Origin of the sequence: Acinetobacter sp. RIT698, from assembly GCF_009668065.1 — a bacterium.
GTDB lineage: Bacteria > Pseudomonadota > Gammaproteobacteria > Pseudomonadales > Moraxellaceae > Acinetobacter > Acinetobacter guillouiae.
The window spans coordinates 1-18,946 of sequence record NZ_WJYH01000011.1; the positions used below are offsets into that span (position 1 = coordinate 1).

Consider the following 18,946-nt stretch of genomic DNA (forward strand, 5'->3'; position numbering starts at 1 on the left):
CCAATTGTTTTACATCGTCAGGACTTAAATAATCATCGTAATAAACTGTAAAAATTTCCTCACCTTTATTTAATTGCAACGAAACCATGCCACTCATAGACTCAAATTTAAGAATATCAGCTGGTATTGGCATACGATAAAAACTAAAACTTCCATCTTCTTCTTTTAAAGTGCTAATATAAATCATGAATAAACTCTTTTAATGAACAAATTGGTCTTGGATAATCCTAATACGACCAGATTCTAATAAATGAATTCCTATTTTTACATCTGTTCTCTCACAAATCAAATTCTTCTGCAACTTTGAAAAAGTACCCTCTTAAATGGCTATCTAGATTAATTCGCCACTCTCCTAATATCTCTAATGCATATTTCTCATATTTATCATAGGTTCTAATGTACGCTTTACGATCTATATTCATACCTGAAATTCTATAACGCTCAGACTGATTGTATGAGTTTTCCTTTCTACCTTCACATTTGCTGCATTCGATGTGTTTCTTTTCAACTTTAGAAAATATAAAACCTTTACCATTACATTTAGTGCACACTCCACGTTTAAATAAAAATTGAACTAATGCAGTACGTGCTACTCCTTTTGCCGCCTCTTTTGTAGTTATTTTTTTTGTTTGAAAACTATCAGCTTGAAACTTTAAACGGATCTCACTAGTAAGTAGGTTATGCAATAAAGCAAAGTGGCGATCTGTTGGACTGATCGATCGTACTAAAGCCCATATTAGTGCATATTCTTCTGTAGCCATATTTTGCATCATTAAAGCAGCGCTGTTTACTTTACTTCCATAAACTGATGGTCCCCCCACTCCATCTTTAAAGCCATCCATCGTTTTTTGTGCTAAATCAAGAAGAGTAAAATCAACTCGTGACGTACTAGGCTTAAATAGCAAACGACGTAAATCATGAACGATTGTCATATCTCTATGTTTTTCAAAGTTTGCTGTGGCTGTCATTTTACTCCCCCACCATTGTCTCTATCTGTTGAACCGCTAAACCTGATTTCACTTGATCTGTACTAAACCGTAATACCTGATATCCCATTACCACTGCAGCGTTGTATTTCTCCATATCACCGATATACCCCTTACCCCTTGTATGACGTCCACCGCTCCAAACACCGCCTTCAACCTCAACCAATATCTTCTTGCCCATAATGTGAAAATCAGCGCGCCACTTACGTTTAGGATGGAATTTATATTCCTGTTCAAAGCTAATTTTTAAAACTCGTAGCTGGTTGGCCAACAATGTTTCACCGATACTTTCACCTTGATGAGTTTTAACTCGAGTATTGCGCTTCGAGTTAGATTTCTTCTTGGATCTACCACCGTAAAGTTTTTGATATTCAGCGATTGAGAGGATTTCCACTTACGCAGTACCTCTACCCTTAGGTTTAAATCCAACAGCCTGCAGATGCGATTTCCAGTTTTGGAGTTCATTTGGATCTGAGAGTTTTGCGGCAATGCGGCTTGCTAGTTTTTCAAAGGATTCACCAGGCATACTGAATTTATCGATGACATCAGGAAGTTGAGCGAGTTTGTTGGCAAACACGTAAATCTGTTGAGGTGATGAGAAAAATATACAATCAGATTCACCACTGGATTTTCCATTTTGCGCTTTATCGTATTTGTGACGGTTTTTCAAAAGTGTGTCAGCGAAGTGGTAAATCAAGAGATCATCACAAAGATTATTTTCAGCATTGAAAAGCTCAAATGCTTTTTTCTCACGTTCAAACCAACCTGCTTCGATAATCGATTTTGGTACTACCGTGGGATCGGCTTGATCTAATTCAGAACGAAGTTTTTTCAAACAAAGCCAGTCTTTTTTATTTTTAGATTCTAATGAGAGATTCCTTGGGAGGTTCTGTGTCCCAAAATTGGTACTGGTCTCGGTACCAAAATTGGTACTGGTTCCAGTTCCATTATTGGTACTAATACCATTTTTGGAACCAGTGCCTAAATAAACACTAGTGTCATTTTTGGTACTAGTCCCCTTTTTGGTATTGGTATCTGAACTATCTTCACGTCCAAACACTCCAATTAATTGATAGACTTTTACGCCATTCCCTTTAATTTCACCTGTAAATTTAATCAACTTTTTAAGTTCAAGTTCGTCTAAAACTTTGATAATCGTTTTTCGATTTAAAGTGGTGTCTTTCTCTAACCGTTTTAAACTGGGGAAGCACTTATGGTCATCTCCAGCTCGATCAGCAAGTGATAGAAGTACAAGTCTTTCACTTGCACCTGAGACTGTAGCTTTCCATGCCCACACTGTTGCATCTAAGCTCATATTTCACCGACCTTAGGCTTTACGTACCCACCAAATGAAATGATCTGTTCAGCTTTGATCAAGCTCGTAATAACCTGATGTGATAACCAAATCGTGATCTTGAATCGATAAGCCATCTTTTGGGCCAATTCTTCCTTGGTTACAGCAGCATTATCTTCGTTGTAACCACGCATTCTTAAATTGCCTTTTTTGATGTCATGAATGTGGTCCAACAAAAGCAAAGTTGGTTCATAAAATGATTGGATTTCCTGAGTCTGCTTATGCTCAGGTTTAATTTGAAAATGGCTATTCATGAAACCTCCGCAATCGATTGCTCGATTTCATCTAAACGGCGTTTATGAAATAGTTCTGGTAAAGTGGCTGTGCGCATATCAGCTTCCTTTACCAACTTGCCGCCTTCTAACCAGTAATGATTGTTCGGTTGATACGCTTCTACCGTTTGTAAGTCTTTTATTTTGATGTGATTCATATACACAACCACATCGCCATTCATGTATTTGCCTGGCTCTTTTTCTTGTGCTAGATTGATGTCCATTCGATACTCCGAAAAGTCGTTTAGGGTGTATTGGGTACGCGGTGAATTACGGGAAGCCTGATCTGATACGTCAGGCTTCTTCTTTAAAATGAATGAAATTTGTGCTAAATTTGAACTCATATTCATTCCACCTCGTTATGGATATAGGAAAGCCTGGGATATGAGCCTCAGGCTTTTTCTTTTTCAGCGCCTGATGTATATCTCTTCATTTGTTTTAAAGCTGCTTGATCTACAGCTGTCGCCAATTCAATGAGATGCAATGTCAATTGATGAATCTCTTCATATTCTTGTGGTGTTACTACTCCATCCTCATACGCTTCATAGACAGCTTTGTTAGTCTTTCCTGACTTAATGTTGTGCTGCATCATTGCTTCAAAGATCGACAATTCATGATGCTTACTGCGGTCACATGTCACTGGAACTAAAGCAAAACCAAGTTCATGCGCCCAAATTTTTAACAGCGCTGGGTTTTGGGTGTAATAGAGAATTGCTTCTAACTTTTTAATACTGGGTAAATGGTTGGGCATATTGATATTTGCGTAATTGCAAATAGTGTTATGTGAATCCCCAATTACTTGCGCAATATCTTTAGGCGTAAATCCCGGTGTATTACTTATCATTTGCCAAATTGCGTTTTGGGCTTCTCGGCTTAAATTAATTTCCATATGTGAATCCTTAAATTTATTCACGTTTCAATTTGAGTACTAAGTGTTGATACTTAGCTCAAGGTGGTTTCTATGCCACTTGGTGACGTGTAATTGGTTCTTTCCCATTTGCTAAATCTCGAATTTGGTATTCACGAGCTAATGGGATTTTGTTTTCTGGCCATTGATAAATTGCTGATGGCTCAATACCCAAAAGCTTAGCCAGTTCTACGCCATTAACCCCAAGCAAATCCAATGCTTCTTGTTTGGTCATCACTAACACCTTAAAAGTAAGATTTCTTATTATTTAATCAAAGAAAACTTATAAAAGCAATATGTAAGATAACTTATATGGAAAAACAATCTGCTGGTCAGCGCATACGTGCGCTTAGACGTTCGAAAAAATTAACTCAAGTGCAATTAGCGAAGATTGCTGGCGTAAGTTCGCCAGCAGTTACAGAGTGGGAAAAAGACAGTTATCTACCTAAGGCTGCCTCACTAGAAGCCATGGCAAATGAATTTGGTGTTACATCTGAATATATTCTTACTGGCAAGGGTGGTGAGATTAAGAATCAAAAAAACGCTATCCCTGTTGTCCCTAAAATGGCTCCTGTTCTATCTTGGGTGCAAGCTGGTATGTTCACTAATGTAGAATCAGTTGATATGTCACAAGTAGAGGATTGGCTTCCATTACCCGATGATTGTGATAAATGCTTTTTTTTGAAAGTACAAGGATTGAGTAACTATCCTACCTTCCAAGAAGGAGATTACATTCTTGTTGACCCCACAGTTCAGTATAATGAAATGCAATCTGGGGATGTAATTGTTGTAAGAAAACATGATGAAGCGACTTTCAAGCGTTTAGTTATTGAAACTGATAACTCAAGATACTTGCAGGCGTTAAACCCTGAGTTCAAACCCAACATAATACCTCTTGATGAAGAGTGTATCTTTGTTGGGGAGGTAATTGATTCTATTAGATATGTATACAAATCAAAACGTAGATCCAAGATTAGGAAAAGTTGAAACTGAGATGTAGTGCAACTTACTGATCTGCTCGTCAATTTTGGCGAGTTGGATAATTAAAATTTCTTAAATAAAAGAGAAAATAATGATCGCAACACTTAATAAATACAAAACTGCGCTAACGATTAATCGTCAAGAATTCAAATTAGCTTTAGCTAAAATTAGTGCAGGAATTGACAAACAAATAGCTTCACTTAAAAAAGCCAAGCAAAGCTATGATGCTGCGGAAATTGCACAAGAGGTCATTACCGAAGCAAACATCTTTGAAGCCATTATTGAAGGCTTTAACGAAGCAGAAGAAACCAATCTAAAACTGAGTGACATAACCAATCTAGAAGTAGCACAAGGATGGATAGATGAGTTTTTAGAAACGTATTCAGAAATAAAATAACCTATTTACTTTTGTATTAAAAAAACTGCGAACCCGATGCAGGACTTTAGAAATGATCGGGTTTGATATACAGAGGGTGTATTGTGATACCAGAATTTAATATGGCTGGCGTGATTCCGCCAATAAGACCAGGCGCACCAGGACATAGTGATGATCGATCACCCTACATTGTTTCTATAAATAGTGTTATCTCAAGGTTTGCAACATCACCCAAACGAATTCAGATTCTTAAAGGGTTTTTAGAATTTAGAAAAGACTTTTATGATTTAGGTGTTGTCGATGGATTTCAATGGATTGATGGGAGTTTTTGTCAAGATGTGGAAAATATTGAACAAAGAGATCCAGGTGATATAGATGTTGTAACTTTCTTTAGCCTCCCAGTTGGGATTGATGTAACAAGTGAATTAATAACTGGGATAAATAATCTAATAGATTCTGAGTTTACAAAACCTAAATACAATGTTGACGCGTATGGAATGCAACTAGGCACTGTATTTTCGGCGCACACAGTTCAACAATTAAGTTACTGGTATAGTATGTGGTCACATAGAAAAAGTGATAATATGTGGAAAGGATTTATCCAAGTTCCATTCTCTCCCACTGAAGACCTAAAAGCGATAACTGACCTTAAGCAGATTGAATCGAAGGAGGAATTACAATGAATTATAATGAATTTGAAAATTTAACCTCTGAAGTTTCAACTCTTGAAGGAATTCTAAAAAATATTCCACAGGAAAATATTTTTGACAGATTTAGTATTGAAAAAAGACTAAATAAGGCAAGGAACAAACTAGGGACAATCAACCCTTACCATTTGTCTAAAAAAGCTAAATTAACATTTAGAGGTCCACATGTTCATGGTAGTGATGCAATTTCTGCAACATTTGCATCAGAAGCGACTAAGCGCTTTGCCGATGCTGTTGCTGCAATTTCTGCTGCTATGTCTGGAGAGTTTAACTTTAAAGGCAAGATCCCGCAAAAATTAAATAATCAGTTAATGATAACTGGTATGGCAACAGGATCTTTTGGTTTTGAATTTAACCTACCACAACCAGATGCTAACGATCTGTATGCAGATCCACCCATGGTTGACACAGCTTTGGAAGAAATTTCAAAACTATTTCAAATTTCGGCAACTGGAACAGATGAAGAGTTAACGGAGTTAATCAGTGAGATTCATCCTAGAGCTGCAAAAACTGTTTTTAATTTTTTAAAATTTCTCCAAAAACAAAACTCTCTTTGTGGATTTGAGTTTGCTAATAATTTTTTCCGCTTTAATGATCAAGATCAATTAGCAAAGTCTGTCACAAGATTAGATAGCAATAATATTCGTGAAATAACTCAACTACATAAAGGTGAGTTCCAAGGTGTTTTGCCTGATTCAAGAACATTTGAATTTAAGTCTTATGATGAAGATAAGGTTATTAGAGGCAAGTTTGATGTTAATGTTGTGGATCCAGATATAATTAACCGTGAGTGGCTTCATAAATCAATTTCAATTGAATTTAATGTCATTCAAGTTGGTGATAGCAGTCCACGCTTTATAATCAATAGCTTAGATAAAATAAAAATTAATTAAAAATTCCCATGTGAAGCCCACTCTTCGTGGGTTTTCTTTCCCTTCAACAAAAAACTAAGAATCTACCTTATGGAAACCGTATCATTTTTATGTTTATTAACCCTTTCTATATTAGGTTGCGATAAACCAGAGCAAATTTCACCTGAACGTGAAAAGCTTCTTGAGGAATATAAAGAAGTGGATCTGAAAATTACATCGTATCTTGGGACTCTGGCAGCACCAACTACACAGATAGAAGAACGCAAAAAAGTAATTTGTGAGGAATTTCCTGTTACCTACAAACAAGAATACCTTCCAATTTATTTGAAGCTGACCGAGCCTACAGATATTGATAAAAGTTCAGATATTCTAAAAACAATTGAATCGTATAAAGCTAGATACAATATTCAGTGCTAATACAAAATTAGCAACAATTTAACCCACCCTGTGTGGGTTTTCTTTTGTTTATTAAATCACAAATAAAATAAGTTTTCTGCAAAATATAAGTTTTCTTAGAATAATTATTGACAATAAAACTAAGTTTTCTTATATTTATCTCACAGACAATAAAAAAGCACATTGGACCTCTAAATCAAATGTGCTTTTACTCAATGAGTGAGATTAGTATGAATACAAATCCAAATTCTATCAACCCTTCTGTTACACATCGTGTACAGCCATTCAGCTTTATCAAAGTAGCTGCAATCAGTGGTTTATTCACAGTAGGCGTTATCGGTCTTACATATGATCAAAAAGCCACTGAATACAAACCTGCAGTAGCTGTTCCTAACACTGCCCCTTCTTCATATAGCATTCAAGCACTAAAAGTCACTTCTAATTCATCTGGCATTGCCGTTGTTAAACTTGATAGCTTCTTACTTAAAGTTAGCTTTGATTTTGAATCTCATCTTGATAACTACGGCGTACCTGGTTCTGAATTTACTGCAATTGATATCACCAACTTAGCAATTGATGAGATCAAAGACATTAACGGCAAGGAATATAACGACTTCACAGATTACAACGATCACCGAAATATCAATCAGATAATTATCGGTTATATCGAGCGTAACCGTTTGGTGGAGGCTTTCTAATGAATACAACTCTCAATACTAAAAATTCACTTTTACAAGTTTCATCAGCGCTCAAAATTCAACCTTCAAGTTATGGCGCAGAGACACTTGTAAGCCCTGTAAATACTAGAGGTTCAACACCATTTACTAAGGGTGAGTTCCCAAAAAGTAAACGTATTTCTCCCAACCCTATCACCCTTCAGCAAGGTGTTAAAAGTCGTGAATTCACAACCCTCAAAACAACTCAGTTTGTGGAGCCAGTGATGGAAAAGAAACGCTATAACACCCCTTTCGCACAATTCATTTGTAAGGACGTGAACGGTTATTACAACGTGCGACTTGGTCCAAAAGTTTATTTGGTCAAAGTATCGTTAAATTACACCCCTGATTTTGACGCAGAGTTCTTTGGTGGTGCTAAAGCAAATCCTTTTAATTGGCATTCGATTCTAGTTAAAGAAACTCCTGACAGTATGCCTCGCCCTATCACGGAGGATGAATTAGCTGTGAGCTGGCTTAAGAGGAATGTTAAGAAACTTGTGAATTACCAACGTGCAATTAAACGCAGTGCCAATACTCAAAGCCCACGCTATAGCAAAGAACAACGTATTAATTACCATAACTCACAGTACAACGGCGCTTAAGGAGAATAAAAATGAATGCAGCAGTGAATCAACAAGTAGTTTCATCTACACAAAATACATTACAACTCATTCAACTTGAGTTAAAAGCGCCAAAAAGTAAGAAGAACACTTTCGGTAATTACAACTATCGAAACTGTGAGGATATTCTGGAAGCGGTAAAACCGCTTCTTCAGAAATATGATGCTTCCCTGGTTATCACAGATGAGGTTCAAGAAGTTGGCGGTGTAGTCGTTGTTACAGCAAAAGTAATTTTTACAGATGCAAGCGGCAAAGAAACTACTGTCAAAGCCCATGCTGGTGTGGAGATTAGCAAGAAAGGTATGGATGTGGCTCAGACATTTGGCGCATCCAGCTCATATGCCCGTAAATACGCGCTAAATGGCTTGTTCTTAATTGATGACACCAAAGACTATGACTCGGATGAATATCATAACCAAGTTAATCAGGGTGCTACACGCAACAACAACCAGCAAAACACAAGGCAGGCTCAACAACCGAATCGCAATCAAAATAATCAAGCTAGTGGCCAGCAACAAAAGCCATTGGCTCAGCGTTATAACGATGCACTTCTAGCTATAAAAGATGCTAAAAATCCTCAAACCCTTGATAAAGCAATTAACACATTCAAAGGCACTCAATACGAGTCAGGTATATCAAAAGCCTGTCGCGCTCGAGCAGATCAAATGGGATGGAATGAAGCGCCACCGATAAACCAAGTTCAACAACAAAATCAAATGCAGCATTGAGGAAAATAAAAAATGAATTTATTAAATAGTAATGAAGCATTTTCAGCACTCATGGCTGGTAAAAATATTATGTGCCGCGCTGTTGGCGAATTGATGGACTTTGATGACTTAAATCAATTCCCTGCTACGATTTTTGCTTTACCTGGTTATGAGTTCTGTATCAAACGTGAATCTTTAACTTTGGCAGATATTCAATTTACTAAGCCAGTAGAACCACACGATCTGGAGAATGGCCAAGAAATCTTTATTGTGATGCCAACATGTATCTTGCGTACTAAATACGATTCAGAACATGATGATATATGTTTGAGTGTGGCAAATGGATTTGCTCAATTAGATGCTGAAAATGCACAACTGCAGCTTCAGGCATTTGGTAAAACATTTGGCAATATGATTACTGAAATTGAAATTAAAGACGGTTTCAGTGAAAAGCCTAAAAAAACTCGTACTCCACGTAAAGTAAAAGAGGCCACAAAAATTGAAGACATTTCAGAAATTGAAATAAATTCAGAGAAACTATATGCGTCAAAACTAACCAGCCTAGACCATCAAATTTATATAGACGGAATTAACTCTTGTGAATCTGAACAAGAGATTGAAATTACTTTGAGGGATGTTGATTCTCAAAGTTTTAGTGAAGAACAATTAAATGAAATCAGTAAGGCTAAACAATGCAAACTTACTGAGTTTGACCTTAGCTTAAAAGAACCCGCTTCAACATTAAGAGAATCCGCCCAATATAAAATTTTACTCAATGACTTAGTCAATCGTGCCCTAGAAGCTAAAACACCTACAGAGGCAAATACTCTTATTGTTTATACAAAATCATGGTCTGAAGAACAGCGTAAGCCATTGATGGATGCAATTAATAAACGTTTGAGTGAATTAGGTGTGGCTGCTCCGCCTCCTGAACAACCTCCGTCACTTGCTGTTAAGATCCAAAATGCATCTGATTTAACAGCCTTGGATATTTTGGAAATTGATGTTGCAGGCCGTCATCCAGACATTCAACCGAAATTAATGGGACTGGTTCGTAAACGTCGATTTGAGCTTGAAAACTCAGTTTCCAAGGTGGTGGAAAATGAAATTTAAATATTCTTCCATCACTAGAAACTTAACCGTATTTGGCAACCGAATGACCCACATATTCAACAATGTTTCATTTTCGGAAATAGACAGTTTAATTGCGGACGCTAAATTTAAAGAAGCAGTCTGGAGATAAAAATATGAATACACCTATAGATTTAAATTCTATTTTATTTGCACAACTTGATCGTTTAAGCAATCCAGATCTTAAAGGTGATGAGCTTCAAGCGGAAATCCAAAAAGCCGGTGCAGTTGAAAAAATCAGTAAACAGGTTATTGAGAATAACAATATGCGCTTAAGTGCTGCCAAGCTTGTTGCTGAACATAAGGGATTGAAAAATGTCGATCCAATTGAAGTTCCTCAAAATCTGATTGGGTGATTTATGTCAAAAGGTACTGCTATTAAATATACCCAAGCTCAATTGGATTTTATTAAATCAAATTGCATCTTGGGGCGAAAAGAGTTAACTGAAAAGACTAATGCTCTATTCGGTACATCTTTTACTGTTGATCAAATAAAATCCCTTTGTAAGAGAAAAAAATGGAGTACTGGTAGAACCGGTTGTTTTGAAAAAGGGTCTAAACCTTGGAATACCGGTACCAAGGGCCTAACCAGTGCAAACAAAACCAGTTTTAAAAAAGGTCGGCCAACTTGGAATGCTAAGCCCATCGGTTATGAAAGAATTTGCTCTAAAGATGGTTATGTCCTGGTTAAAACATCTGAGCCGAGCGTGTTTGAATTAAAACATAGAATGGTTTGGGAAAAGGAAAACGGCCTTATTCCTGAAGGTTATGTAGTGGCCTTTAAGAACCAGGATAAAACAGATTGTCGAATTGAAAATTTGATTCTAATGAGCAAGGCCGAAATGGTTAGATATAGTCAAAGCTATTATGAATTGGCTACACCAGATAGCAATGAATCTTGCCTATTAATGGCTAAGATCAAAAACTTGAAACATCAACTACATAAGCAGGTGGCCTGAATGGGTGCTATCAAATACATTATCACTGTCGAAAGTGATACCCCTCCTCAGGTAATGCTTGGTCAAAATATTGGTGGTGGGATTGTTAAAGAGTTGAAGGAAGTGGATGTTGAATTAGTCTCTGCAGCACAACTTGCCGAAAAATATAGCCTATCATCCACAACAATTAGAGAACGGCTTATCTCAATAGATCAAGGTACCCCAGGCAAGGCCTTGTATAATCCACGATTAGCCCATGATCTACTCACCACTAAAAATAAAAAAAGAGGCAGACCGAGAGCTAATTAGCTCTCACTGTCATTAAACATCTCTACTAGATCCTGTGCATCTGGATTGTAATAAGTGTTAATTAATATCCCGATTGTCTTATGCCCTGTGATCTTTGCTAAAACTTCTACTGGTAATTTACGAACCTTAACCATTCTTGTGATAGCTTCATGTCGAGAATCATGAAAGTTAATTTCAGGCAGCTTTGCTTTTTTCTTAACCCTCATCCACATGGCACAAAATATATTCTTATCAATAGGTAATAATTTATCATTTTCTGGAGGAAGCAATAAGAGCAAGCGCTTTGCTTCCTTGGATAGAGGCACGTTACGAGATTCACCATTTTTAGTCATCGGTAAATGAATAAAACCATCTCTTAGGTCTGCCCTGTGCATCGCCAATATTTCACCCTGCCTCATTGCTGTTTCAAGTGCAAATAAAAAAGCCCATGCGACATATTGTCTAGAATTAATTGGCGTAGTTGAACCATCCCACTCCATCACCTTTAGTAAAGTATCTTGATGTTCAGGAGTAATTCTCTGATTTCGTGATTTTTCTTTGCTAGGCATTGATACTGAGTGCCAAACGTTAGACTCAAGTAAAAACAACTCTTTCATTGCATATGTAAAAACTGCTGAATATATTGCATGCTCGTTTCTTAATGTGGCCACCTTAACTTCTTTCTTTCGATTATTGCGCCATTCTGCAATGTCGGCTGGCCTAAACTCATAAATTGACTTATCAGCAAGGTTTGGTGCGATATGGTCTAGGTTTTTTATTTTAAAGTTGATAGTACGAGCCGATCGCATATGGCGACCATGTTCTTCATAATATTTATTACATAATTGTCGAAATGGATATGCTGGTTTTATACCTTGTTCAAGATTAGCCTTCCCTGTTTTAAGTTCAAGTAATTTAATGGATGCCCATTGTTCACATTCTTTTGCTGTATCTCTAGTTGCTGAGTATCTCTTATTATCAAAAGTTACAGTAATACGCCAACTTGATCCACGTTGTATTGATTTTGGAAGTTTCATTGTTGGTGCAGATTTGGTGTAGATTTCATTTTATTTTATCAATTTTATGGGAAAAAGGAAGAAAATACAGGTTATTTCATGCAGATTATATAAGAGATATAGTGACTTAAGAATCTCAAAATGTTAATAAAGCACTGTTTATAAAGATATTTTATTGAGTGATTTTTTTAATTTTAGAGAATATCATAAAAATGTCACCTAAAATCATTGTATACTACCTATCATTATCAAGTTTGAATGTTGCAAACTGTCCATTCTCCAAGTGAATCGCCATCAAATGAGTACTTTATTACTAATCACCGCAGCACCGACTTCAATTCATGCATGGCATGCATTGGGTTTAGCGCAGGCACTGCAAGCTGAAGATCAAGAATTTCGTGTTTTCTTTTATCAAGATGGTGTACAAGTTGCGAACAACTTGCAATGGGTTCCTGACGATCAACGTAATTTATCTGTAGAATGGCAAAAACTCTCAATTCGACTTCCTGTCTGTGTGAGTGCTGCATTAGCGCGGGGGATAACAGATCAAGAGAATGCCAAACGTCACCAAATTCCAGCCGATAATCTTGCAAAAGGCTTTGAGCTTGTGGGTTTAGGCGAACTTGCAGATGCTGTTCAATCTACAGATCGTATCATTCAATTCTAAGTTGATCATCCCATTAGCGTGTTGCATTTAAAAGGTAATTTGTGTGAATACTGTGCTCGTTGTGATAACTCAAGCAAATTTAAATACATTGCAGATACATGAAAGCTTGTCAGCAACCATGGTGCTTGCAACTTTTGGCTGTAAAGTCAAAGTGTTACTTAAAGACGCTGGATTAAGCCTACTTAAATCAGAAATGGCTTTTGACCAATTAAATCACGTATTTAAGCTTGCTTCAAATCTGGTCGATAGCTTTGAATTCTATGATTTAACACCAGTTTTAGTAGAAAATATGAATAAATCCTCGACTTTTGTTACTCAATCACAACAAGAGTTGGAATTTGTAGAACTGAATGCTGAATTTATTCAGTCTTTTGATCATGTGTTGTATTGGTAAGCTATGGATGGAAAGTTTAAATGTCAGATAAAACGCTTTATTTAATTCAATCTTCTTTTATACATACAGACCATATATTGAATCAGTTAGATCAACTGTATGGTTCTCATGATCACGTTGTTTTAATGGGTGATGCGGTACTGTTTGCAGCAGATCAGCGCTTAACAAACAAACAGAATCTTTATCTTCTTGAAAATGATGCTGAGATTTTATCTGAATCCATTCCTGAAAATTTTAAATCAATTTCTTACCCACAATTTGCACAGCTAGTTTTAGACTTTAGCCGTTGTATCAGTTTAAAATAGTGGGCTAGGTTGTCAATTATCTTCGATTTTTTAAAAATCAATCTTTTATGTTTTGTCGATCAAAAGTTAGATTGTTTAGATTATTTTTGTTTAGGTTGTTTTATGAGCTTTGAGTTAGACCAAGATGGTCATTTAGTAGACTACACCATTTGGAATGAACAGGTTGCCCAAGAGTTGGCACAAAGTTTAGATCTACAACTGACCTCATGGCATTTTGAAGTGTTGCATGCAGTACGTCAATTTTATACCCAGTTTGGCCACTCTCCTGCGACTCGTCCACTGATTAAATTTTTAATGAAAACGATCAATCCAGCAATTGATAATGCTGTTCTACAAGACAAGTTTAATACAGGACTGGTTGCCCGCCATTTAAGCCGTTTGGCAGGTATCCCTAAACCTGCAAATTGTTTGTGATCACTCCATAAAAATTGATTCGTTTAATTCAATATGAGATCAAACCCATCAATATAGCGAGTAAATATCTAAACTGGCGATAGCATAAATTATTTCACTTTCTTCCTGAGCAAATCCCATTGGTATTTGAAAAAATATTTTAGTGTTTGATTTGGATTGACTGCAGTTTTATTTTTTAAATTTACGCCATCCGAATGATCATAATCTAAAAAATTAGCTGTAGTACCCTGTATAAATTGAAAGCTCGATCCTTTGGCTGTAATTTTCTGTGATTCAAACAAATGATCTAATCCAAAACGATGCCCTAATTCATGTACCACGACTTGATTAAATATATTTTGAGGACAGTTAAATAAAGTAACGCTGTCACCACCAGCACCAACTGCATTCTTTATTTCTACAGTTGTGACGAAAACATAATTTTTAGTCGCTAAGTTTTTATCTTGATATTTTTTATAAAACTTAGTTAAGTCACTTAAAAAATAACCCGTGTCATTTATATTTAATTTATTCAAAGATATATTAACATCATCGTCTTTGCTACGATATTTGTTTAAATCAAATGTTGGGGCATTTTTTATTTCTACATTAATTAAAGCTTGGTTAAATGAGTTATGCTTTAAAAAATTTTCATAATCATGTGAACGGCTTGGTTTTTTTCCATCAGTTATAACGTCTACAAAGATAACTGATATAGTAGGAATCACAGCATTATGATAAAGCATTAGCTTCCCAACTTTCTCTTGGGTCTCTCCTTTTATTGCTGTTACAATGATTTCTTCATGTTTTTGCAAAGCACCTGTGCACTTAATATTCACTATTTCTGAAGCTAAATAATAAATCTCTTCTTCTCTTTTAGTATCTTCGCCTAAATCTCGCGTCATTTTTTTGGCGTAAATAAAATCTTCGACACTGAACTCTGCTGGTTCAATAATAATATTCGGATTTGAAACTTCAAACTTAATCTTTGTTCCATCATTTTTTAATGAAAAATTATTTTCTGAATCTAATAGTCTCAACTCTAAATTAAGCCTAACCCCTTGATTGACAGGGTTAGAACTATTGTTATCCTCCTGTGAGCTTGGGTACATTGCTAACCATGCAGGGATATATTCTGTGCCAAATGGGCTAATTTTGGTAATTTGGTCTTGAGTATATGTCGCTTTTAATGATTGTATCGAACCACTGACTAAAGCAACTTTGTTTCCAAATTTTGTTGCTGCATTCGGTCTATAGTTGGTTAATTTTTTAAAGTATTCAGGTCTGTACCAATCAAAACCATAAGTTCCATCATATATGTTATCTTCACATCTTCGAAAATGAATCGTAAACTTCTGTAGGCACGTATCACAGGTACTTCCGACTGTTGGGCTTGAACCAATTCCCATTCGATTACTCCATATTAAATATTTTATAAATTATTAAAATTTTGCATCAGTTAAATAAGTATATAAAAGTGAATGACTTGATCAAAGTTATCTGTTAAAAAAAACTCTAAATTCTTTATCAAGCAATAAACCTTATTTTCTAAACTAAGATTACAGTTACTGTTTTTCATACTTTTACTTATTAATTTAAATTATATCTTTTTAAAATTGAACAATCACATATTTTATATCTTGTTAACAAAAATCAAAAACAATATCAGTAATTAAAAGTTCAAATTACTTGCAACGCTTCATCTAAACATTTTCACAAACACTAAAGATAATGAGTGCCCCTGCCTTTAGATTTTTATGAAATTTACCAACAACTTAATCTAAAATTAATTCATGATAAATATTGAAAAATCATCTAGGGAATAGCAATCAAGCTAATTTTTTCTGCGCTAAGTATTGGAAAAACGCAGAGGTAACGATTGGCTTCACCTGTCTCGCATTCACCGCCTGCTGACATTCTGAGCAAACCAATATCGGAGTAAACTCATGACCACAGACGGTATGTTGATACACCATAGGCGCTCCCAGACCCTCATCCATCCATTTATCCGCCCATGCCACCATGGTTAATAAAATAGGATATAGATCTAAACCCTTTTCAGTTAAGCGATATTCATAACGCTCTTGTCGATCGACATAAGCCACTTTAACCAATATTTCATGCTCAACCAAACGTTTTAGCCGTTCAGACAATACATGTCTTGTCACACCTAAATTTTCTTGAAAATCATCAAAACGACGTAAACCCATAAAAGCATTACGTAAAATAAGCATGGTCCATCGATCACCCAATACAGATAATGTACGCGCAATTGAACACGGTTGATTGCCTATTTCTTCCCATTTCATACGAAGTTCCAAATTACATTTGTAAATTTAAAATACCATTGCTGAATACTATGAAATAAACAGAAAAAGAAAGATAGTATTTCAGGGATTTTTTTTTACATTCATTAAAATTGAGCGACAAGTGCTTATGCTTTAACAAGGATGACTCACAACTAAAAGTAGCGTTAGTCAACATTTAAAAATGCTGGGATATTTTTAATGCTCAAAAACAATAAAAGCCCAATTCTGGGCTTTTATCTTAAAATTAAATTTTACTTATTCAACAATTTGTCCACGACACCAAATTTTTTGAAAATGCTTGCTCGACGTTTTGGATAAATACTGGCCTTATTTAAATCACCCTTGTAATGATCAAATACCCGCTTATCCATAATTTTAAACCACCACGACGGGATCATCGCTGGCAACAGCATACTTGCATAACCGCTTGGCAATTCAGGTGCTTCATCAAAGTGACGTAACGCTTGGAATGGGCGTGTCGGAAAGGCATGATGATCTGAATGACGTTGTAACTGATATAAGAATAAATTCGTTACGATGTTGTTATTGTTCCAACTATGCTCAGGCATTGTGCGTTCATATTTGCCATTTTCATCTTTTTGGCGCAATAAACCATAATGCTCAATATAATTAATGATCTCAAACAACGTAATACTATAAGCTGACTGAGTTGCTAAATAAGGCAAAATACCTTTACCAAATAACCCGACCATAGACGAATGGAATGCTGCGGTCATTGTCCAGCCTTGCAATAACTCATTATCTTTAGACCAGAATCCAAGGCCCTTACGTTTAAGACGGTTGGTTTCAATTTCAATCGCTGATTTAAATGACCCAATGACGGTACGTGGTAAAAACTCATAGAGGGTTTCACCCATTTGCGATGAAGCTGGATCTTCAGGCGTGGCAGCGCGTTTATGGTGTCCATAAGGATGTTCGATACGGAAATGGTTATAACCTGATGGAACCAATGCCAAATGCGATAAAATATGGTCCATACGGTCATGCTTATGGCTTAACTCATGTGCTGTGTTAATGGCAATACCATTAATTGCACCCATTGAAACACCTAGCAAAATCTTATCTAAAAGTGATGTTTGTTTACGACCCACCAAATAACAAGCATAAACATTGGCGACATATTGAATCGGAATAAAGGATTTGACCAAACGTGAATAATACGGATCTTGCTCAAGTAATTTTACATCTTCACTGGTCGGATTGTTTTTATCCTTACCAATCAATGAATCAATGGCTGGAATAATCACATGCAGTACCAGTGGCCCACCCAATGCAAAAACTTTTTTTAGTGGCTTAGGTGCAACATGATATCCCGCTAAAATTCCTAACCCAATCACTGGAAGTGATGGGCTAATCATCCAAAGATAACGCTTTTTATCAAGTGCCAAACCTGACTTTGGTTTTAATTCTTGCAATTGCTGCTCTGTCAGTTGAACTGGTGCATTCATGGCTATATCTTCCCTATCTTTCTACTTAGTTATATATTTATGTAAAATTCAACTTAAAGACAGTTGTAAGCGTCCATAAAACCTATGAAAAAGTCTTTGGCATCTTCAACATAGAGTTTGTCCTTTGCGCACATGTTTTAATAGCATGAAACATTTTTATTATTTGAGAACAGGAAATTTGAACTGAATCTATGGATGCTTTAAGTAAAATTTTTGATGATATTCATCTCAACCATTCAGAATATATTTACCTTCAAGCTCAAGGTGATTGGTCATTTCAGAGCCCAAAACAAGATGCCGTGATCGCGCATATTGTTCTGTATGGAAATGCTTATTTAGAATTTTCACCCAAAATGACTGTTGCACTACAAACCGGCGATATGTTTTTAATCCCAGCAGGATTAGCACATACTGTAAAAAATCATTTAGACACGCAGTTAGTTGAAAGCCTCAATATAGAATCACTGTTTGATGGATTAAGACAAGACGCAATTGAATTTGGTCAAGGAAGCTCAGAAAAGACCCTTATCCTTTCTGTACGATGCCATATGAATGCAATCATGGCTCGTCCATTGATCAATGCACTCCCACCATATTTACATATTCAAAATGCCTTGAGTGATGAGGCACCTGAATGGCTTAAAATTGGATTATATTTTGTTTCTGCTGAAACCCGTAGAACCATGGCAGGTAAAAATAAAATTATGGACCACGTCGTCAGTATTTTGATGATTGAGTGTGTACGTGACTATATTGAGCAAATGCAAGATCACAATAACTGGTTAAATGCCCTGGTGCACCCTGAACTTTCAAATGCACTTGCAGCCATTCACAGCCGTCCAGAACAGAGCTGGACCGTAGAAAGCTTAGCAGAAACCTGTTGTATGTCGCGTTCTAAATTTGCCAGTTTATTTAATCAAATTATTGGGGAAACACCTTTAGCCTACTTGCAACAACATCGCTTACGTCTTGCCAGCCAGCTGATCAAACAAGGACAACTGCCTATTCAGCAGATTGCACACCAAGTGGGATATTCATCTGAAACCGCATTTAGCCAGGCATTTAAGAAACAATTTGAACTTAGCCCAAGCCAATATCGCAATCAGATCTAAAAAAGATTAGAGACATCCGCTAATCATATC

At 36.2% G+C, this 18,946-nt stretch carries 29 protein-coding genes; 17 read left to right on the forward strand and 12 right to left on the reverse strand.

Annotated features, from left to right (window positions below):
- The 8 genes from GJV03_RS06700 to GJV03_RS06735 all read right to left on the reverse strand — a co-directional run.
- Positions 1–187: hypothetical protein (locus GJV03_RS06700; protein ID WP_154129717.1), on the reverse strand; the 187-nt coding region annotated here is incomplete at its 3' end.
- A gap of 91 nt (positions 188–278) precedes the next feature.
- Positions 279–968 (reverse strand): hypothetical protein, encoded by a 690-nt coding sequence (locus GJV03_RS06705; protein WP_154129718.1) that lies wholly within the window; start codon positions 966–968, stop codon positions 279–281.
- A 1-nt stretch (position 969) separates the two neighbouring features.
- Entirely contained in the window at positions 970–1,380 is a 411-nt protein-coding gene (locus tag GJV03_RS06710; protein ID WP_354666839.1) for a DUF559 domain-containing protein, read from the reverse strand.
- A complete protein-coding gene (locus GJV03_RS06715) occupies positions 1,381–2,301 on the reverse strand; it encodes a helix-turn-helix domain-containing protein (RefSeq protein ID WP_154129719.1) in 921 nt (306 codons plus the stop codon).
- The gene (locus GJV03_RS06720; RefSeq protein WP_154129720.1) at positions 2,298–2,594 is read right to left on the reverse strand and encodes a hypothetical protein; all 297 of its coding nucleotides are present in this window, start codon (positions 2,592–2,594) and stop codon (positions 2,298–2,300) included. The genes GJV03_RS06715 and GJV03_RS06720 overlap by 4 nt, the downstream gene beginning before the upstream one ends.
- Positions 2,591–2,836, reverse strand: coding sequence for a hypothetical protein (locus GJV03_RS06725; RefSeq protein ID WP_154129721.1), 246 nt, complete (start codon positions 2,834–2,836; stop codon positions 2,591–2,593). The genes GJV03_RS06720 and GJV03_RS06725 overlap by 4 nt, the downstream gene beginning before the upstream one ends.
- Positions 2,837–3,003: 167 nt before the next feature.
- Positions 3,004–3,501 (reverse strand): phage regulatory CII family protein, encoded by a 498-nt coding sequence (locus GJV03_RS06730; RefSeq protein WP_154129722.1) that lies wholly within the window; start codon positions 3,499–3,501, stop codon positions 3,004–3,006.
- Between the two features lie 70 nt (positions 3,502–3,571).
- A complete protein-coding gene (locus GJV03_RS06735) occupies positions 3,572–3,754 on the reverse strand; it encodes a Cro/CI family transcriptional regulator (protein WP_154129723.1) in 183 nt (60 codons plus the stop codon).
- A 77-nt stretch (positions 3,755–3,831) separates the two neighbouring features.
- On the opposite strand from GJV03_RS06735, the gene GJV03_RS06740 reads away from it, so the two are divergent.
- From GJV03_RS06740 to GJV03_RS06795, 12 genes are all read left to right on the forward strand, one after another.
- Positions 3,832–4,506 carry an XRE family transcriptional regulator gene (locus GJV03_RS06740; protein ID WP_154129724.1) on the forward strand — a complete coding sequence of 225 codons (675 nt, stop codon included), beginning with the start codon at positions 3,832–3,834 and terminating at the stop codon, positions 4,504–4,506.
- 85 nt (positions 4,507–4,591) lie between these two features.
- Entirely contained in the window at positions 4,592–4,897 is a 306-nt protein-coding gene (locus tag GJV03_RS06745; RefSeq protein WP_154129725.1) for a hypothetical protein, read from the forward strand.
- Between the two features lie 101 nt (positions 4,898–4,998).
- The gene (locus GJV03_RS06750) at positions 4,999–5,559 is read left to right on the forward strand and encodes a hypothetical protein (RefSeq protein WP_171501838.1); all 561 of its coding nucleotides are present in this window, start codon (positions 4,999–5,001) and stop codon (positions 5,557–5,559) included.
- Positions 5,556–6,476 (forward strand): hypothetical protein, encoded by a 921-nt coding sequence (locus GJV03_RS06755; protein ID WP_154129726.1) that lies wholly within the window; start codon positions 5,556–5,558, stop codon positions 6,474–6,476. Before GJV03_RS06750 ends, GJV03_RS06755 begins: the two co-directional genes overlap by 4 nt.
- Positions 6,477–6,545: 69 nt before the next feature.
- Positions 6,546–6,872 carry a hypothetical protein gene (locus tag GJV03_RS06760; RefSeq protein ID WP_154129727.1) on the forward strand — a complete coding sequence of 109 codons (327 nt, stop codon included), beginning with the start codon at positions 6,546–6,548 and terminating at the stop codon, positions 6,870–6,872.
- A 209-nt stretch (positions 6,873–7,081) separates the two neighbouring features.
- The gene (locus GJV03_RS06765; RefSeq protein ID WP_154129728.1) at positions 7,082–7,549 is read left to right on the forward strand and encodes a hypothetical protein; all 468 of its coding nucleotides are present in this window, start codon (positions 7,082–7,084) and stop codon (positions 7,547–7,549) included.
- Positions 7,549–8,169, forward strand: a complete 621-nt coding sequence (locus GJV03_RS21710) for a hypothetical protein (protein ID WP_252720681.1) — start codon at positions 7,549–7,551, stop codon at positions 8,167–8,169. Before GJV03_RS06765 ends, GJV03_RS21710 begins: the two co-directional genes overlap by 1 nt.
- Positions 8,170–8,180: 11 nt before the next feature.
- Complete coding sequence (locus tag GJV03_RS06775) at positions 8,181–8,915, forward strand: ERF family protein (RefSeq protein WP_154129729.1); 735 nt, start codon at positions 8,181–8,183, stop codon at positions 8,913–8,915.
- Between the two features lie 12 nt (positions 8,916–8,927).
- A complete protein-coding gene (locus GJV03_RS06780; RefSeq protein ID WP_154129730.1) occupies positions 8,928–10,007 on the forward strand; it encodes a hypothetical protein in 1,080 nt (359 codons plus the stop codon).
- A 134-nt stretch (positions 10,008–10,141) separates the two neighbouring features.
- Entirely contained in the window at positions 10,142–10,381 is a 240-nt protein-coding gene (locus tag GJV03_RS06785) for a hypothetical protein (RefSeq protein WP_034616612.1), read from the forward strand.
- Between the two features lie 3 nt (positions 10,382–10,384).
- Complete coding sequence (locus tag GJV03_RS06790) at positions 10,385–10,984, forward strand: HNH endonuclease signature motif containing protein (protein ID WP_154129731.1); 600 nt, start codon at positions 10,385–10,387, stop codon at positions 10,982–10,984.
- Positions 10,985–11,272, forward strand: a complete 288-nt coding sequence (locus GJV03_RS06795) for a DNA-binding protein (RefSeq protein WP_154129732.1) — start codon at positions 10,985–10,987, stop codon at positions 11,270–11,272.
- Here GJV03_RS06795 and GJV03_RS06800 read toward each other — a convergent pair.
- Entirely contained in the window at positions 11,269–12,288 is a 1,020-nt protein-coding gene (locus GJV03_RS06800; RefSeq protein ID WP_154129733.1) for a site-specific integrase, read from the reverse strand. The two genes, GJV03_RS06795 and GJV03_RS06800, sit on opposite strands and share 4 nt — an antisense overlap.
- Before the next feature lie 277 nt (positions 12,289–12,565).
- Between GJV03_RS06800 and tusD the strand changes: the two genes are divergently transcribed.
- From tusD to GJV03_RS06820, 4 genes are all read left to right on the forward strand, one after another.
- Positions 12,566–12,934, forward strand: a complete 369-nt coding sequence (tusD, locus tag GJV03_RS06805) for a sulfurtransferase complex subunit TusD (protein ID WP_004720599.1) — start codon at positions 12,566–12,568, stop codon at positions 12,932–12,934.
- 43 nt (positions 12,935–12,977) lie between these two features.
- Positions 12,978–13,328, forward strand: coding sequence for a hypothetical protein (locus GJV03_RS06810; RefSeq protein WP_354666840.1), 351 nt, complete (start codon positions 12,978–12,980; stop codon positions 13,326–13,328).
- A 20-nt stretch (positions 13,329–13,348) separates the two neighbouring features.
- Positions 13,349–13,633: a DsrH/TusB family sulfur metabolism protein gene (locus GJV03_RS06815; protein ID WP_154129734.1), complete on the forward strand. Its 285-nt coding sequence runs from the start codon at positions 13,349–13,351 to the stop codon at positions 13,631–13,633.
- A gap of 102 nt (positions 13,634–13,735) precedes the next feature.
- Complete coding sequence (locus GJV03_RS06820; protein ID WP_004720607.1) at positions 13,736–14,047, forward strand: TusE/DsrC/DsvC family sulfur relay protein; 312 nt, start codon at positions 13,736–13,738, stop codon at positions 14,045–14,047.
- Positions 14,048–14,136: 89 nt separating this feature from the next.
- On the opposite strand, the gene GJV03_RS06825 is transcribed toward GJV03_RS06820, so the two are convergent.
- From GJV03_RS06825 to GJV03_RS06835, 3 genes are all read right to left on the reverse strand, one after another.
- On the reverse strand, positions 14,137–15,435 hold the full coding sequence (locus tag GJV03_RS06825) for a reprolysin-like metallopeptidase (RefSeq protein ID WP_154129735.1): 1,299 nt from the start codon (positions 15,433–15,435) through the stop codon (positions 14,137–14,139).
- A gap of 420 nt (positions 15,436–15,855) precedes the next feature.
- Entirely contained in the window at positions 15,856–16,335 is a 480-nt protein-coding gene (locus GJV03_RS06830; protein WP_004720612.1) for a helix-turn-helix domain-containing protein, read from the reverse strand.
- A 251-nt stretch (positions 16,336–16,586) separates the two neighbouring features.
- A complete protein-coding gene (locus tag GJV03_RS06835) occupies positions 16,587–17,804 on the reverse strand; it encodes an alkane 1-monooxygenase (protein WP_056511027.1) in 1,218 nt (405 codons plus the stop codon).
- A 191-nt stretch (positions 17,805–17,995) separates the two neighbouring features.
- Between GJV03_RS06835 and GJV03_RS06840 the strand changes: the two genes are divergently transcribed.
- The gene (locus GJV03_RS06840) at positions 17,996–18,916 is read left to right on the forward strand and encodes an AraC family transcriptional regulator (protein WP_004720615.1); all 921 of its coding nucleotides are present in this window, start codon (positions 17,996–17,998) and stop codon (positions 18,914–18,916) included.
- The last annotated feature ends 30 nt before the right edge of the window (positions 18,917–18,946 follow it).

Bases quoted from the DNA above. Each gene is read 5' to 3' on its own strand.
- GJV03_RS06740 (WP_154129724.1), top strand. From the start codon at position 3,832: ATGGAAAAACAATCTGCTGGTCAGCGCATACGTGCGCTTAGACGTTCG.
- GJV03_RS06785 (WP_034616612.1), top strand. From the start codon at position 10,142: ATGAATACACCTATAGATTTAAATTCTATTTTATTTGCACAACTTGAT.
- GJV03_RS06705 (WP_154129718.1), bottom strand. From the start codon at position 968: ATGACAGCCACAGCAAACTTTGAAAAACATAGAGATATGACAATCGTT.
- GJV03_RS06745 (WP_154129725.1), top strand. From the start codon at position 4,592: ATGATCGCAACACTTAATAAATACAAAACTGCGCTAACGATTAATCGT.
- GJV03_RS06840 (WP_004720615.1), top strand. From the start codon at position 17,996: ATGGATGCTTTAAGTAAAATTTTTGATGATATTCATCTCAACCATTCA.
- GJV03_RS21710 (WP_252720681.1), top strand. From the start codon at position 7,549: ATGAATACAACTCTCAATACTAAAAATTCACTTTTACAAGTTTCATCA.
- GJV03_RS06790 (WP_154129731.1), top strand. From the start codon at position 10,385: ATGTCAAAAGGTACTGCTATTAAATATACCCAAGCTCAATTGGATTTT.
- GJV03_RS06795 (WP_154129732.1), top strand. From the start codon at position 10,985: ATGGGTGCTATCAAATACATTATCACTGTCGAAAGTGATACCCCTCCT.
- GJV03_RS06720 (WP_154129720.1), bottom strand. From the start codon at position 2,594: ATGAATAGCCATTTTCAAATTAAACCTGAGCATAAGCAGACTCAGGAA.
- GJV03_RS06815 (WP_154129734.1), top strand. From the start codon at position 13,349: ATGTCAGATAAAACGCTTTATTTAATTCAATCTTCTTTTATACATACA.
- GJV03_RS06825 (WP_154129735.1), bottom strand. From the start codon at position 15,435: ATGGGAATTGGTTCAAGCCCAACAGTCGGAAGTACCTGTGATACGTGC.
- GJV03_RS06820 (WP_004720607.1), top strand. From the start codon at position 13,736: ATGAGCTTTGAGTTAGACCAAGATGGTCATTTAGTAGACTACACCATT.
- GJV03_RS06835 (WP_056511027.1), bottom strand. From the start codon at position 17,804: ATGAATGCACCAGTTCAACTGACAGAGCAGCAATTGCAAGAATTAAAA.
- GJV03_RS06780 (WP_154129730.1), top strand. From the start codon at position 8,928: ATGAATTTATTAAATAGTAATGAAGCATTTTCAGCACTCATGGCTGGT.
- tusD (WP_004720599.1), top strand. From the start codon at position 12,566: ATGAGTACTTTATTACTAATCACCGCAGCACCGACTTCAATTCATGCA.
- GJV03_RS06755 (WP_154129726.1), top strand. From the start codon at position 5,556: ATGAATTATAATGAATTTGAAAATTTAACCTCTGAAGTTTCAACTCTT.
- GJV03_RS06800 (WP_154129733.1), bottom strand. From the start codon at position 12,288: ATGAAACTTCCAAAATCAATACAACGTGGATCAAGTTGGCGTATTACT.
- GJV03_RS06775 (WP_154129729.1), top strand. From the start codon at position 8,181: ATGAATGCAGCAGTGAATCAACAAGTAGTTTCATCTACACAAAATACA.
- GJV03_RS06725 (WP_154129721.1), bottom strand. From the start codon at position 2,836: ATGGACATCAATCTAGCACAAGAAAAAGAGCCAGGCAAATACATGAAT.
- GJV03_RS06760 (WP_154129727.1), top strand. From the start codon at position 6,546: ATGGAAACCGTATCATTTTTATGTTTATTAACCCTTTCTATATTAGGT.
- GJV03_RS06750 (WP_171501838.1), top strand. From the start codon at position 4,999: ATGGCTGGCGTGATTCCGCCAATAAGACCAGGCGCACCAGGACATAGT.
- GJV03_RS06765 (WP_154129728.1), top strand. From the start codon at position 7,082: ATGAATACAAATCCAAATTCTATCAACCCTTCTGTTACACATCGTGTA.
- GJV03_RS06735 (WP_154129723.1), bottom strand. From the start codon at position 3,754: ATGACCAAACAAGAAGCATTGGATTTGCTTGGGGTTAATGGCGTAGAA.
- GJV03_RS06730 (WP_154129722.1), bottom strand. From the start codon at position 3,501: ATGGAAATTAATTTAAGCCGAGAAGCCCAAAACGCAATTTGGCAAATG.
- GJV03_RS06830 (WP_004720612.1), bottom strand. From the start codon at position 16,335: ATGAAATGGGAAGAAATAGGCAATCAACCGTGTTCAATTGCGCGTACA.
- GJV03_RS06715 (WP_154129719.1), bottom strand. From the start codon at position 2,301: ATGAGCTTAGATGCAACAGTGTGGGCATGGAAAGCTACAGTCTCAGGT.